Source organism: Novosphingobium sp. (assembly GCF_025351285.1).
GTDB lineage: Bacteria > Pseudomonadota > Alphaproteobacteria > Sphingomonadales > Sphingomonadaceae > Novosphingobium.
Map to the genome: position 1 here is coordinate 18,725 of NZ_JANXWG010000020.1, position 14,989 is coordinate 33,713.

General features: G+C 64.2%; 12 protein-coding genes. 8 read left to right on the forward strand and 4 right to left on the reverse strand.

The window, feature by feature from the left end:
• Nucleotides 1-110: 110 nt before the first annotated feature.
• Nucleotides 111-1,919, reverse strand: a complete 1,809-nt coding sequence (locus tag Q0R16_RS02525) for a serine hydrolase (RefSeq protein ID WP_295631478.1) — start codon at nt 1,917-1,919, stop codon at nt 111-113.
• Nucleotides 1,920-2,083: 164 nt separating this feature from the next.
• Between Q0R16_RS02525 and Q0R16_RS02530 the strand changes: the two genes are divergently transcribed.
• From Q0R16_RS02530 to Q0R16_RS02545, 4 genes are all read left to right on the forward strand, one after another.
• A complete protein-coding gene (locus Q0R16_RS02530) occupies nt 2,084-3,325 on the forward strand; it encodes a lipoprotein-releasing ABC transporter permease subunit (protein WP_295631480.1) in 1,242 nt (413 codons plus the stop codon).
• Nucleotides 3,318-3,992 carry an ABC transporter ATP-binding protein gene (locus Q0R16_RS02535; protein ID WP_295631482.1) on the forward strand — a complete coding sequence of 225 codons (675 nt, stop codon included), beginning with the start codon at nt 3,318-3,320 and terminating at the stop codon, nt 3,990-3,992. The genes Q0R16_RS02530 and Q0R16_RS02535 overlap by 8 nt, the downstream gene beginning before the upstream one ends.
• Before the next feature lie 23 nt (nt 3,993-4,015).
• Nucleotides 4,016-4,264 carry a hypothetical protein gene (locus Q0R16_RS02540; protein WP_295631484.1) on the forward strand — a complete coding sequence of 83 codons (249 nt, stop codon included), beginning with the start codon at nt 4,016-4,018 and terminating at the stop codon, nt 4,262-4,264.
• Nucleotides 4,265-4,332: 68 nt separating this feature from the next.
• Nucleotides 4,333-4,812 (forward strand): glutathione peroxidase, encoded by a 480-nt coding sequence (locus Q0R16_RS02545; RefSeq protein ID WP_295631486.1) that lies wholly within the window; start codon nt 4,333-4,335, stop codon nt 4,810-4,812.
• A 6-nt stretch (nt 4,813-4,818) separates the two neighbouring features.
• On the opposite strand, the gene Q0R16_RS02550 is transcribed toward Q0R16_RS02545, so the two are convergent.
• The gene (locus Q0R16_RS02550; RefSeq protein WP_295631488.1) at nt 4,819-5,958 is read right to left on the reverse strand and encodes a YIP1 family protein; all 1,140 of its coding nucleotides are present in this window, start codon (nt 5,956-5,958) and stop codon (nt 4,819-4,821) included.
• Between the two features lie 188 nt (nt 5,959-6,146).
• Here Q0R16_RS02550 and dnaE point away from each other — a divergent pair, with 188 nt between their 5' ends.
• Nucleotides 6,147-9,743 carry a DNA polymerase III subunit alpha gene (gene dnaE / locus Q0R16_RS02555; RefSeq protein WP_295631490.1) on the forward strand — a complete coding sequence of 1,199 codons (3,597 nt, stop codon included), beginning with the start codon at nt 6,147-6,149 and terminating at the stop codon, nt 9,741-9,743.
• 32 nt (nt 9,744-9,775) lie between these two features.
• On the forward strand, nt 9,776-11,398 hold the full coding sequence (locus Q0R16_RS02560) for a long-chain fatty acid--CoA ligase (protein WP_295631492.1): 1,623 nt from the start codon (nt 9,776-9,778) through the stop codon (nt 11,396-11,398).
• 39 nt (nt 11,399-11,437) lie between these two features.
• Here the strand turns inward: Q0R16_RS02560 and Q0R16_RS02565 are convergent, their stop codons facing one another.
• Nucleotides 11,438-11,992, reverse strand: coding sequence for a cytochrome b (locus tag Q0R16_RS02565; RefSeq protein WP_295631495.1), 555 nt, complete (start codon nt 11,990-11,992; stop codon nt 11,438-11,440).
• A gap of 118 nt (nt 11,993-12,110) precedes the next feature.
• Between Q0R16_RS02565 and Q0R16_RS02570 the strand changes: the two genes are divergently transcribed.
• Together Q0R16_RS02570 and Q0R16_RS02575 are read left to right on the forward strand one after the other, a co-directional pair.
• On the forward strand, nt 12,111-13,556 hold the full coding sequence (locus Q0R16_RS02570; protein ID WP_295631497.1) for a glycosyltransferase: 1,446 nt from the start codon (nt 12,111-12,113) through the stop codon (nt 13,554-13,556).
• A 130-nt stretch (nt 13,557-13,686) separates the two neighbouring features.
• Nucleotides 13,687-13,872 carry a Flp family type IVb pilin gene (locus Q0R16_RS02575; RefSeq protein WP_295631499.1) on the forward strand — a complete coding sequence of 62 codons (186 nt, stop codon included), beginning with the start codon at nt 13,687-13,689 and terminating at the stop codon, nt 13,870-13,872.
• 8 nt (nt 13,873-13,880) lie between these two features.
• Here the strand turns inward: Q0R16_RS02575 and Q0R16_RS02580 are convergent, their stop codons facing one another.
• Complete coding sequence (locus Q0R16_RS02580; protein ID WP_295631501.1) at nt 13,881-14,951, reverse strand: PA0069 family radical SAM protein; 1,071 nt, start codon at nt 14,949-14,951, stop codon at nt 13,881-13,883.
• Between the last annotated feature and the right edge of the window lie 38 nt (nt 14,952-14,989).

A 14,989-nucleotide genomic window follows, 5' to 3' on the forward strand; every position in this document is an offset into this window, starting at 1 on the left:
GCTGGCGAAGAATCCGGCCCCGCCATTCGCCCGTGCCTGTGGCGGCAAACGGTGGCCATGGCAAGGCTTTGGTTCGATAATACCTGGGGCGGTAGGAGCCGATGGTTGCTTCAGTGAGGGACAGTCCAATAGCCGTCGGCAACGATCTTTTGTGCCGTCTGATAAAACGCGCCATCAGCCCCATGATTGCCATTGCTACAATAAAACGCGGTGTGGATAGTCGAGCCCGGGCCAAAATAAATGCCAAAGAAGCCGTTCGCGGAACCGCCGCCCCAATCCAGACCTCCGCTGTGGCGGTAGAACTTGAACTGCGCAGCTCCGAGTTTTTCTTCAACACCCGCGTCGAATAGATGGTCATTGGTAAACAGCGTGTCATGGCCTGCTTGCGTTACGAGCGGCGCAGCGCCATTCCACTGGGCCACAGCCTGCCTCGCCGCCAGCGCGTAGAGCCAATCCGTAATCACATTGGCCGAACCGTAGAATCCACCCGCTCCGCCCCATGCGCTCCAGTCGGGCCAACTCACCCCGGCATGCCATTGCGACTGCAGCCCCGCGTAATACAACGCCCCGAGCGAGGGATCGACGACATGACGGCGCAATCGTGCGAACCGGGGATCTGCGAGAAGCCGCGCGTTCTGATAGTCATTGAGCTTCATACCCGTGCAGGCTTCTATGATGACGCCGGCCACCGAATAATTTTCGTTTGCATATGCTCCTGCCGGGAAAGGTCCCCCGCCTTCCTTGAGCAAGGCGACAACTTGCGCACCATTGTCGACGGTCGCGGCGGGGACGGGCGATCCGGCTGGCCATAGGCCGATGGCTGTTGGCTGATCACTGGCAATTTTGTCGTTCTCCTCTTTGGTATGCAGGCCCGGGTGTATTCCTCCGAAGAAGTAGGTCTGGTGGCATAGCAATTGCTTCAGCGTGATGTCCTGTAAGCCGTTTCCAACCGTGGTGGCGTTGCCGAGATAGTCGGTTAAAAGCGGAAGGAACGGCGCATCGTAGTTCGGGCGCAGCGTCACCAGCAGGGCCTGCCGCAACAATCTGGCATGCCAAGGTGCATGGTGCGGTGGTTGTGGAGAAGGCAATCGCGGAGCCGAAACCGAGACAGCATTCAACGCGTCGATGATCCGCTGAGGGAAGCCGGCCAAGCCGCCCTTGTCGCGCACTTCATGCGCCAATGCCGGATCGATCAGCAGCGGCGCGAGAACGTCGGGTAAATCAAAAGCGGCTCCCGGCGCGCGCCCACCGGCCGGAATCGAGTAATGTGTTGTCGGGACCGGGCGCTCTGCCCGCACGGATTCGATTAGGTCAGCGAGCGCGTTCCAGTCGTCGAATAGCGCGACCATCGCCGTCGCTGTCAGCGGCTTGGACATGCTGCCGATGTGGATGATCGTGTCGCGGTTCATGGCCTGTTCGGCCACGGTTGGCGTGAGCACGCGCGCCAGCCCCACCGATCCATCGGCATGAACCACGCCTTCGCGCCGCATCAGGTAGGTTGCGCCGGGAACACGCAACCCACCGGGGGGATTGGGCGCACTTTCCGCCGCAATGACTGCGCCCTGCGCGACCTCGCTGGCGCTGGTCAAGGGCGGAATGGCAAAGCCCGTGTCGACCAGTGGCTCGAACCCGGCCGGCAAGGTGATGACAACTGCTGCCCTGTTCATGACCGTTTGCGTTGCATTGGGGCCGGTGTAGGCGGTGACGCCGATCGTCATCGGAAAGGCGGTGTTGGTTGTTGCGGAACTTTGGACGCCGGCGTGATAGCTCAGGACAGCAAGCCCTGCGGCATCGGTGATGGCCAGTTCGGCGTGGTTGTATTGCGGCTGCTGAAGCCAGACCCGCGCCTTGGCCAGCGGTGCGCCAGTGCTTGTGAGCACGGTGACCTGCAATCCGGGAGTCAGGGTTGGCGGCTTCATCGGCAGTCTTCCCCTTGCAAGGTGGCCGGCAGCAAGCGTAGCCACACGCCCGGTCCAGACAAGCGCAATCGCCACCACACCCAATCAATCGCGCACCATTGCAGCGCCGCGGCGCAGCGCCTACATCGCCACCGTCCTTCCCGCAGTCGCGAGCCACAGCCAACTTGTTCCTTTCCCCTTTCGAACGGATGATCGCCCGGCGCTACCTGTTGCCGGGCCGGGGCGAGGCGTTCATCGCGCTGGTGGCGGGGATCAGCCTGGCCGCGGTGATGCTGGGCGTGGCCGCGCTGGTCATCGTGATGAGCGTGATGAACGGCTTTCGCGCCGAACTGATCGACAAGATAGTCGGGCTCAACGGCCATGCCATCGTCCAGGCCTATGGCGGACGGCTGGACAACTGGCAGGCGATTCTCAAGGACATCAAGGCGACGCCGGGGGTGACGCATGCCTCGCCGCTGATCGAGCAGCCGCTCTACACCACCTTCAACGGCCGCGCGAACGCGATCCTGGTGCGCGGCAACACCGCCGAAGACATCGCGCGGCTGGCGCCCAAGGTGACTGCCGGCTCGATCGACACGCTGCGCGCCGGCACCGACAACGTCGCGATCGGTTCGCGGCTGGCCGAAAACCTGGGCGCGCGGATCGGCGATACGATCACCGTGATCAATCCGCAGGGCCGCTCCACCCCGTTCGGCACGGTGCCGCGCCAGGTCGGCTATCGCGTGGCGGCCATATTCGAGATCGGGGTCTACGATTACGATCAGTCCTATGTGGTCATGCCGATCGAGGACGCGCAGACGCTGATGCTGACGGGCGATACCGTGGGCATGATCGAAATCATGACCACCAACCCCGATACGGTTTCCGCCACTGTCGCGCCGTTGAAAGCCAAATTGCGCGGGCAGGCGGTGCTCACCGACTGGCGCACGATCAACGCCAGCCTGTTCGAGGCGCTGGCGGTGGAGCGGGTGGCGATGTTCGTGGTGCTGTCGATCATCGTACTGGTGGCGGTGTTCAACATCCTTTCGAGCCTGATCATGCTGGTGCGCGCCAAGACCCGCGACATCGCGATCCTGCGCACGATGGGCGCGACGCGGCGATCGTTGCTCAAGATCTTCGTCAGCATCGGCTTTGTCGTCGGCACGATCGGCACCGGCATGGGGCTGGCGCTGGGGCTGGTGTTCCTGTTCTTCCGCCAGCCGATCGTCCACGTGATCGAGCGGATGACCGGGCAGAACCTGTGGGACCCGTCGATCCGGTTTCTCACCGAGCTGCCCAGCCGCAGCGACCCGGTGGAGATCACGGTGATCTGCGTGATGGCGCTGGTGCTCAGCTTCCTTGCCACGCTGTACCCCGCGCTCAAAGCGGCAAGCACCGATCCTGTGCAGGTGTTGCGTTATGAGTGACAGCGTCGTTGAGCTGATCGGCTTGAAACGCAGCTTCGTGCAGGCCGAAGTGACGATCGAGGTGTTGCGCGGCATCGATCTGGCGATCCGGCCGGGCGAGATCGTCGCGCTGCTGGGGCCGTCGGGATCGGGCAAGTCCACGATGCTGCAAGCGGTGGGCCTGCTCGAAGGCGGGTTCGAGGGCACGATCCGGCTGATGGGCACCGATGCCTCGACGCTCGATGGCGATGCACGCACGCGGTTGCGGCGCGATCACCTGGGCTTCGTCTATCAATTCCATCATTTGCTTCCCGATTTCAACGCGATCGAGAACGTGATCCTGCCGCAGATGATTGCCGGCACCGATGCGGCAGCGGCGCGCGCGCGGGCCGCTGAACTGTTGACCGCGCTCGGGCTCGGGCATCGGCTGGAGCATCGGCCGAGCCAGCTTTCGGGCGGTGAACAGCAGCGCGTCGCAGTGGCGCGCGCGCTGGCCAACAAGCCCGCACTGGTGCTGGCCGACGAGCCCACCGGCAACCTCGATGAGGCGACCGCCGGCCGCGTGCTCGACGAATTCGTGCGGCTGGTGCGCGAGCATGGCAGCGCCGCGCTGATCGCCACGCACAACGAACGGCTCGCCAGCCGCATGGACCGCGTATTGCGGCTGCACGACGGCATTCTCGAATAACCCTGCAACCAGAGGACTAGCTGATGACCGCCAAGCCGCTTGAACCGATCGATTGGGACGATTTTGCCGAACTGCACGAAAAGAGCGACGGCGGCGGCGTGTTCTCGAGCGCGATGGCGCTGCGCCAGGCCACGCTGATCGAACTGGTGCGCTTCGTCGCCAGCTTGCCGGCAGCCGACCGCGAGGTCTACGTGATCGACAAGAGCGGCGACCATCGCTTCGACGCGAGCGAAATCATGGCGTTGACGCATCGGCCCGATTATCCCGGTTGACTGGCCGGGGTTGACCAACCCGGCGGGAGCGGTAGGTTCCGCGACCAGATAACGGGCTGGGGGCTGCCATGACAACGATCGCCGATTTTACTGCGAAACTGCCGAACGGCGAGGAGATCAACCTCGCCGACAAACTCGGAAAAGTGCTGCTGGTGGTTAACACCGCCAGCAAGTGCGGCTTTACGCCGCAGTATGACGGGCTTGAGGCGCTGTGGAACAAGTACAAGGATCAGGGCTTCGAGGTGGTGGCGTTTCCGTGCAACCAGTTCGGTGGGCAGGAACCCGGCACGGCTGACGAGATCGAAAGCTTTTGCAAGATCAATTTCGGCGTGTCATTCCCGCTGATGGCGAAGATCGACGTCAACGGCGCGGGCGAGGCTCCGCTCTATCACTGGCTCAAGGCCGAGGCGCCCGGGCTGATGGGCACCAAGGGCATCAAGTGGAACTTCACCAAGTTTCTGATCGACCGGCAAGGCAAGGTCGTGCGTCGCTACGCGCCGACCGATAAGCCCGAATCGCTCGATAAGGATGTTGCCAAGCTGTTGTAGGGTTTCTTACAACTTCCCGAGCGCGCCCTTGTCGATTGCAGCAACCGCAGCCTTGAGTTCATCGATGCTGGCGGCGTTGCCTTCGGCTTCGACCGAGAAGCGATTGTCCAGCATCACGCTGAACTTCCCCGAATGGCTGTCGTTGCGCCATTCCTCGGTCTGCATGTGGCCGTCGACGGTGCCGGTTTTTTCGTAGCCATTGGCGTCGGACTTGCTGGCGCTCACGCCCAGCGCGCTGCCCATCGCGGCGATCGAACCCAGCGCGGCCATGTCGGTCACCTTGAGATGGAAGGTGTTGCCGTTGCCGGTGTAGGTGCCGTCGGCGTTGCTGCCGATGCCACCCGCCGCGCCGCTTTCGATGGCGGTGCGCTGGTAGCCGCCGATCGATTGCGGTAGCAGCGCCTGAAGCTTGTCGGGGCTGACGGCCGTGCGGTTCTGGTTGGCCTTCATCTGCTCGGTCGCGGCATTGAGCGCGCCCACATCGACCGTGCCGCCGCCGGGTATCGCGATCTTGCCCGAAACCGTGCCCGAACTGTCGGCCACATGCGAACCCAGCCCGCCGCCGAACATCCCCAGAAATGCGCTCGAAACCGCGAAGACCACGAAATAGAGCAGCGCTGCTGCCAGGACCGTGACGGCGGTGAAACCCGCCGCCTTGTCCTGCGGTACGCGCATCACCGAGGTCGCGCCGACGTAATAGAGGTAAAGGCTGTAGAGCCCCAGCACGCCCAGCAGGCCAAGGCCAGGAATCAACTGGAACACACCCGCGACCCAGGCCGCGGTGCTGCCATAAACGACCAGCTTGAACGCGCTCGTCCGGTCGGCCACGCCGCCAAAGCGCGGCGCGACATTCTGCGCCACCAGCGCCACCACCACGACCGCGACCAGCCCGAGGATATAGGTGACCACCAGCGTCGAAAGCCCGGCCACGATTCCCGGGCGATAGTTGATCCCGAACGCGCCGAAGCCGAACACCTGCCCGTGGATGAACGCGCAAATCGGCCCGATCGCGGCGAGCGGCACGGCCCACCCGCGCATCAGGTCAGCGGGGGTGGAAGGCTCGGCGGCGATCACCGGCCATTCGCTGGCGGGTTGCATGATCAGCGCCTTGGCGCGGGCGACTAGGTTGCTCGATTGGGCGGTCATGGCACAAGGTCCCTCGTTCGCGGCGGGCATGGTTCCTGCCGGATGGTTGCGGGCGACCAGCGGACCGATGGGATTCGGCCTCGATGTTGCGCTATCAGGCCACGCGCTGGGCTGGTGATCAAGCGTTTTCCCCACCGGCGGGGTGCATTGCACTTGATTGGACCGGCCAGGGGGTCATAGACGGAGCCATGTCTCACGCCCCGTTCGTGCCGTTGCGCGTGTTCTCCAGCTACACCTTGCTTGATGGCGCGGTGGATCCCAAGATCATCGCGCGCACCGCTTCCGATCGGAAGTTTCCGGCGATCGCGATCACCGACCGCAACGGGCTTTATGGCGCGGTTGCGTTCGCTTCGGCAGCCAAGGCTGCCGGCGTGCAACCGATCATCGGGACTATGCTGGGCGTGGCGCGGCCCGAACGCGGCGGAGCCGCGCCGGGGTTCGGGCCTGCGACTACGGTGGTCGACTGGCTGGCGCTCTACGCGCAGGATGAGGCCGGGTATGACAATTTGTGCGATCTTGTCAGCCGCGCGCATCTCGATCGTCCGCTCGAATTGGCGCCACATGTAGGACTCGCCGATCTTGTGGGCCGCACCCAGGGCCTGATCGCGCTGACAGCGGCGGGCGAGGGCGCGCTGGCCAGGCTTTACGGCGAAGGCCAGCACGCGGCCGGCGAGGCTTATGCCGATCGATTGCAGGAACTGTTCCCCAACCGGCTCTACATCGAACTGGCGCGGCGCGGCGAGGCGATCGAGCAGGCGGCGGAAGATGCGCTGATCGATCTGGCTTATGCGCGCGATCTACCGCTGGTGGCCACCAATCCCGCCAGTTACGCCGATCCGCATTTCTACTCGGCGCACGATGCCATGCTGTGCATTGCCAGCGGCACGCACGTCGACAGCACCGACCGCCCGCGTTCATCGCGCGAATGGTGGATCAAGCCGGCACCGGTGATGCAGGACCTGTTCGCCGACTTGCCCGAGGCGATCGCCAACACGCTGGTAGTGGCGCAACGCTGCGCGTTCCTGCCACCCAAGCGCAAGCCGATCCTGCCCAGCCTTGCCGGCGACCAGGAAGGCGAAGCGCTCGCCATGGCGGCGGATTCGCGCAGCGGTTTGATTGCCCGGATCGAGCACCGTTACCCAGAATCCGTTCGGGCTGAGCTTGTCGAAGCCCTGTCCTGCCTTCCTGCCGACCTGGCAGAAAGCGAGCACTCCTTCGACGGGCTCAGGACGAACGGGTTCTGGGACGAGGTCAAGACGTACAAGGATCGCCTCGAATTCGAGATCGACGTCATCAACCGCATGGGCTTTGCCGGGTATTTCCTGATCGTGGCCGATTTCATCAAGTGGGCCAAGGATCAGGACATCCCGGTGGGGCCGGGGCGTGGTTCGGGCGCGGGCAGCGTGGTGGCGTGGGCGCTGACCATCACCGATCTCGATCCGCTGAAGCTGGGTCTGCTGTTCGAACGCTTTCTCAACCCCGAGCGCGTGTCGATGCCCGACTTCGACATCGACTTCTGCGAAACGCGGCGCGGCGAAGTGATCCGCTATGTCCAGGCCAAATATGGCCACGATCACGTCGCGCAGATCATCACGTTCGGTAAACTCAAGGCGCGTGCGGTGCTGCGCGATACCGGGCGCATTCTGCAGATGAGCTACGGCCAGGTCGACCGGCTGTGCAAGCTGGTGCCCAACCACCCGACCGACCCGTGGACGCTGCCGCGCACCTTGAACGGCGTGGTCGAATTCAAGCGCGAATACGATCGTGACGAGGACACCAAGCGTCTGATCGACCTGGCGATGCAGCTAGAGGGGCTGCCGCGCAACAGCTCAACCCACGCGGCGGGCGTGGTGATCGGTGATCGGCCGCTGGCGCAACTGGTGCCGCTGTACCGCGATCCGCGCTCGGACATGCCGGTCACGCAGTACGACATGAAGCACGTCGAGGATTCGGGGCTGGTCAAGTTCGACTTTCTTGGCCTGAAGACGTTGTCGGTGCTGCAAAAGGCGGTGCAACTGATGGAAAAGCGCGGGGTCGGCATCGATCTGTCGGCGCTGGCGTGGGATGATGAGCAGACGTACAAGCTGCTTCAGTCGGGCGCGACGGTGGGGGTGTTCCAGCTCGAATCCGAAGGCATGCGGCGCACGCTGGCGGCAGTGAAGCCGACCGCGTTCGGCGACATCATCGCGCTCGTTTCACTCTACCGGCCGGGTCCGATGGACAACATTCCGCTGTTCGGCCGGCGCAAGAACGGGCTCGAATCGATCGAATACCCGCACGCCAAGCTCGAAGGCATCCTGTCCGAGACTTACGGAATTTTCGTCTATCAGGAACAGGTGATGCAGGCCGCGCAGATCCTCAGCGGTTACTCGCTGGGCGATGCCGACTTGCTGCGCCGCGCGATGGGCAAGAAGGACCAGAAGGAAATGGATGCGCAGCGCGCGCGGTTCGTCGCCGGCTGCAAGGACGTTTCGGGCATCGAGCAAGCCAAGGCCAGCGAGCTGTTCGACTTGATCGACAAGTTCGCGGGCTATGGCTTCAACAAGAGCCACGCCGCCGCCTATGCGTTGCTGGCGTACCAGACCGCGTGGCTGAAGACGCATTACCCCCACGAATTCTATGCGGCATCGATGTGCTTCGACATGCATCAGTCTGAAAAGCTGGCGATTTTCGTGGACGACATGCGCCGCTGCGGCGTGGCGCTGGCAGGGCCGGACATCAACGCCTCCGAAGCCGAATTCACGGTCGAGCGCACCGATGAAGGCCACGCGGTGCGCTATGCGCTGGCTGGCCTGCGCAACGTCGGCGAAAAGGCGATGGACGCGCTGGTGGCCGAGCGGGATGCCAAGGGCGCGTTCACCAGCCTCGACGACTTGTTCCGCCGTTTGCCCGCAGGCGTGATGAACCGGCGCGGGCTGGAAGCCTTGGCGGGTGCGGGGGCGTTCGACGAGCTTGAGCCGAATCGCGCGAAGGTATTCGCCAGCGCCGAAACGCTGCTTGCGGTAGCGGATGAGGCGGCGCGCAGCCGGGTCAGCGGGCAGGCCGCGCTGTTCGGCGGCGATGACCATGCCGCTCCGGGCGTGCGGCTTGTCGAGGCGGCGCCATGGTCGCGCGCCGACATGATGGCGAAGGAGCGCGATACGTTCGGCTTCTACTTCGCCGCGCACCCGGTGGAGGAATGGCGCGCGATCGCGGGTGCTAACGGTGCACGAACCTATGGCAGCCTGATGACCGGCGGCAACGAGGGCGGCGAAGCCCGCACCGGCGCGGTGATGTCGGCGCTGATCGAAAACGTCCAGCGGCGCAAGACCAAGCGCGGCAAGGACTTCATCGCCGCCGATTTTTCGGACAGCAGCGGACAATTCTCGGCCTCGTGCTTCGAGGAAGGGTTGGTCGATTCGTTCTTGCAATGGGCGAAAGAGGGCACCTGCGTGCTGCTCAATGTCGAACTCGATCGGCCCAGCCCCGACGAACCGCCGCGCATCACCGTGCGCAGTGCGCGGCCGCTGGCTTCGGTGACGAGCGCCGCGCGGATGGTGCTGAGCCTGGAAGTGCACCGGCCCGAGGCGCTGTCCGAACTGGCACTGATGCTGACGCGTGGGGCGGATGCCAAGGGCGAAGTGCGCGCGCGACTGCGCACCGGGGGGCCGCGCGAGCCATTGGTGAAGCTGGGCGCCGACTTCCGGCTCGACAGCGAGATCGCGGAAAAGTTGATCGGGATCGAAGGATTGGCCAATGTGGCGCTGACCGCACGGCCCGACCGGCATTTGCGGCTGGTGACATAAGCCCGACCGAATGGGCAGGAGGGGATAAGCGCATGCAACCGGGCCCAAACAACATTGGGGCGATGCAGGACTGGCAACTGCTGGTCACGCACCTGATCGACCACGCCGCGCGCGAGCATGGCGAACGGGAAATCGTCACGCATTGGGCCGATGGCAGCGAAACCCGCACCACCTGGGCCGGCGTGCGCCGCGATGCGGCAAAAATGGCCGAGGCCTTGCGTGCCGCCGGCCTGAAGCCGGGCGAGCGGGTGGCGACATTGGCGATGAACCATGCACGGCATCTGGTTACCTGGTATGGCGCGGTGGGGGCAGGCGGCGTGCTCCACACGCTTAATCCGCGGCTGTTCGACGATCAGCTCGACTACATCGTAAACCACGCCGAAGACCGGATAATGATCTTCGACGCGGCCTTTGCGCCGCTGGTCGAACGGATGAAGGCGCGCTGGCCCACGGTGGAGCACTACATCTGCTTCGATTCAGCCCAGCCGGCACCGGCTTTCGAGGACTGGATCGCGGCGTATCCGGGCACCGCGCCGTGGGCCGATGCAAACGAGCGCGATCCGTGCATGCTGTGCTATACCAGCGGCACCACCGGCAATCCCAAAGGCGTGCTGTACGAGCACCGTTCGACCATGCTCCACGCGATCAGCGGGCTGCAACCGCAAGTCCACGCGATGGATTGCCGCACGGTGATGCTGCCGGTGGTGCCGATGTTCCATGCCGCAAGTTGGGGCCTGCCGTGGCTGGGTGCGGCGGCGGGAGCCAAGTTCGTCTATTCGGCGGTCAACGATCCGGTGGTACTGTGCGACTTGTTGCGCCGAGAAAAAGTCACCGCATCGGCTGGCGTGCCCACTGTATGGCTGTCGGTGCTCCAGCACCTCGATGCCGGTGGCGATACGCTGCCCGATCTCAAGCAGGTCGTGTGCGGCGGATCGGCGATGCCGCGCTCGATGATCGAACGGTTCATGGGCCAGGGCGTGCGCGTGGTCCACGCCTGGGGCATGACCGAGACTTCACCGATCGGCACCACCGGCGCCGAATCGTGGGATTGGGACGATCGCAGCTTCGAAGATCAGGTCACGATCAAATCGTACCAGGGCCGCGTGCCGTTCGGCGTGGAATTGCGCTGCGTCGATCTCGATGACCCGGGCAAAGTGCTGCCGCGCGACGGGCTGACCGCAGGCGCCTTGCAGGTGCGCGGGCCGTGGGTGGTCAAACGCTACTTCAAGGCCGAGCGGGATGCGGTCGATGCCGATCAATGGTTCGATACCGGCGATGTGGCGGTGCTGCACCCCGATGGCACGCTGCAATTGACCGACCGCACAAAGGACGTGATCAAGTCGGGCGGTGAGTGGATCAGCTCGGTCGAGCTGGAAAACGCGGCGGTGGGCCATCCCGCAGTGGCCGAGGCGGCGGCGATCGGCATCGCGCACCCCAAGTGGGACGAACGACCGATCCTGGTGGTGGTGAAGAAGGCCGGGGCAGACGTGACCGACACGGAAATCCGGGATTTCCTGGCCGACAAGGTGGCCAAATGGTGGCTGCCCGACGCGGTCGAATTCGTCGACGCCATCCCCCACACCGGCACCGGCAAGATCAGCAAGAAGGACTTGCGCGAACAGTTCCGCGATTACACGCTGGAGGGCGCGGCCTGAGCAGGTTTGCCGTCAGGCCGCGCACCTCCTGAAGTCAGATCAAAACCACATGCGCTGCAATTCGCGGTGCTTGTCGAGGAACTGGTGCTTCAGCGCGCCCAGAATGTGCAGCGCCACGGCGGCAAGCAACACGTATGCGGTCGCGGTGTGCAGGCCGCCCAGCAAGTCATGCCAATGGTCCTTCTGCGCATCGGTCAGGCCATTGACGATGGGAAGGCGGAACCAGGGGACAACATCGAACAGCACCAGCGGGTGCTTGGCCGCGTCTTTCCACGCCGAATCGTGCAGCCAGCCCGAGAACGGCACCAGCACGATCAGCCCGTAAAGCAGCCCGTGGACAAGGCGCGAGAGCTTCTGCTCCCACGCCTGATACGTCGTCGGGATCGCGGGCGGCACGTGAGTCAGGCGCCACAGCACCCGCAGGATCACCAGGCCGAGCACGGTAATGCCGAGCGACTTGTGGAAATTGATCGCGGCGCGGATGCTGTCTTCGGGCGTGTAGTCGAAGCGTAAGCCGATCCACAGATTGACGATAATTCCGATTGCAACCAGCCAGTGGAGCACGACCGCCCCTTTGGTGTATTTGTCGTTCATTGAGCTTGACTCCAAAACCGCATGGCTGTTTGCCGCGCCTCAGCAACCTCCCCCGGATAGCCAGCTTCCGTGGCTTGTTTCAAGCTTCGGTTCAGCCAGGATAGAGCATCTGCCGCGCATGAACATGATGAATCACGTTTTCGCGCAGCAATCGCCCCGCATCAGTCCGCGCCGCGTGCCGCTTGCCGGAAGGGTGATCAGCCTGGTGCCGTTGTTCGTGTTCGCGGCCTTGATCACGCAGGCCTGGTTGCGCAACGGCGTGCTGACCTGGAGCGTGGGCATAGCCTATATCGTTTACGATACCGCGCTGCTGGTGTTTACCGCCTGGGCCATCCTGCCGCTGCGCCACGGGCAACCCGCCATCGTCGCGACTGCCGAACCGCGCCGGCCGACGCTGGGCGTGATCGTGGCCGCGCACAACGAAGCGCGCGTGCTCAGCCAGACGATCGAGGCGCTGGCGGGACAAGCCGATCCGCCCGAACTGATCCTGCTCGCCGATGACGGATCGAGCGACGATACGCCCGCCGTGCTCAAGCAACTTTATGGCCTCGAAACCCCCTCGTCGGGGGAAATGTCCGGCCCGGCGCCGGGCATGGCAAGCTTGCGCTGGCTGCGGCTGCCGCACGGAGGCAAGGCGCGCGCGCTCAACGCCGCGCTGCTTCACGCCGATACCGAAGTGGTGCTGACGGTCGATGCCGATACGCTGATCGCACCGGGTGCGCTCAAGGCGATGCGCCGTGCGTTCGCGGTCGAGCCGGCGCTGGTTGCGGCCACCGGCGTACTGGCGCCGATTTGCGGGCCGACGCCGATGGCGCGGATGTTCCAGTGGTTCCAGAGCTACGAATATGTCCGCAACTTCCTGTCGCGTTATGCCTGGGAAGGGCAGCGCGGGCTGCTGCTGATTTCGGGTGCGTTCGCCGCGTTCCGGCGCACCGCGGTAATCGAGGTGGGTGGGTTCGATCCCGATTGCATGGTCGAGGACTACGAACTGATCCACCGTCTGCACCGCCACGCCGCCGATACCGGACGCGACTGGACCGTGCGCGTGATCGGCGCGGCCTTGGCTAGCACCGACGCGCCGGCCAGCCCGATGGCATTCCTGCGCCAGCGCCGCCGCTGGTTTGGCGGGTTCTTGCAGACCCAGCACTGGAACCGCGACATGGTTGGCAACGCGCATTACGGCAAGCTCGGCACGCGGATGCTGGTGGTCAAGGCGCTCGATACGCTTCAGCCGGTTTATGGCATGGCGGCATTTTTCATCCTGATCGCGCTGCTGGCGACCGGGCGGTTTTTCCTGGCCTTGCCGATCCTGCTGATCATGGTGGCGAAGATCGCGATCGACCTCACGTTCCATCTGTGGAGCCTGACGATCTACAAGCGCTGGACCGGGCAGCGCGAAGGGCTTGACCTTGGCCCGGCGCTGCTGGCCTCGTTTGCCGAGCCCTTCACGTTCCAGTTGCTGCGCCACGCCGGCGCGATCTGGGGCTGGTTCGCGTTCCTGTCGGGGCGCGAACGCTGGGTTCGCAACGAACGCACCGCGCTGGGCTCTACTGCGGGCCGGTAATTGCTTGGGCCGGTAATTGCTTGGGTCAGCACTGAGATATTTTTAACGGAGGGTTAGGAGTCTCAATATTACAGCCCGTCAGGCCAGCGGCCGGGGGGTCGTGGGCAGGGGATGACATGGAGACTGTCTGATGCGTTTGATTGAAAATCTGCTCCGCGACGAGGCTGGTGCCACCGCGATCGAGTATGGCCTGCTTGCCGCATTTGTTGGCGTGGCGCTTGTCACCGCGATGCAGAGCCTCGGCAATTCACTGACCAATACTTACAACACGGTCGGCAGCAAGATGAACAGCGCCAACACCACTGCCAGCGCCTGACGGCTGCGTCAGGCGAACAGCGCGAGCTGTCCGTCCAGACGCGGCGGGCGAAACCGGGTGCTGTCCAGCTTGAGCTTTTGCTGATCGATCCCGGCGCGTTTGCACGCGTTGCGGAACCGTGCGCGCACCAGATCGGCCCACACGCCCTCCGGTTTCATTCGCGAAAAGAAGCCGGGGTCGTTGTCGCGTCCTGCGCGCATCGATTGGATCGTGTGCATGACCTTGGCCGCGCGATCGGGGAAGTGCGCGTCCAGCCATTCGCGGAACAGCGGCGCGACTTCGAGTGGCAACCGCACCATGATCCAGCTTGCCGAACGCACGCCCAGGCCACCCGCTTCGGCCAGGATCGCTTCGATGAACGGGTCGGTGATGGCCGGGATGATCGGCGATACCGAAATGTGCGCTGGCACGCCTGCCTCGACCAGTTTTCCCAGAGCTGCCAGCCGTTTGGCAGGCGTTGCTGCACGCGGTTCGAGCAGGCGTGACAGCCCGGCATCGAGGCTGGTCACCGAAATCGCCACCGCCACCAGATCGTGCCTGGCCAGTTCGGCCAGCAAGTCGAGATCGCGCAGCACGCGGTCCGACTTGGTGGTGATCGTGACCGGGTGCCGCGCCTCCAGGCACACTTCCAGCACTTCGCGGGTGATGCCGTACTGCGCCTCGATCGGCTGATACGGATCGGTGTTGGTGCCCATCGCCAGCGGCGCAGGCTTGTATCCGCGCGCGGCGAAGGTCTTGCGCAGCAATGCGGCGGCCGTTGGCTTGGCGAACAGCTTCGTTTCGAAATCGATCCCCGGCGACAAGTCCTGGTAGGCGTGCGTGGGGCGGGCATAGCAATAGATACAGCCGTGCTCGCAGCCCTGGTAAGCGTTCAGGCTGCGGTCGAAAGGAATGTCGGGCGATTGGTTGAACGAAACGATGGTCTTGGGGTGCAGCCGCTGAACTGTGGTTTTCGGCCGCGATATCAGGTCTTGCGCGTGTTGCTCGTCCAGCCAGTCACCATCGACTTCTCGCCCGGGCACGTTGAAGCGGTTGCTGGTTCGATTGCTGGTCGCTCCACGGCCCTTGGTATATTCCATGGATGGAACATATAGCGAACAAATGGCCGAGTCTAGTC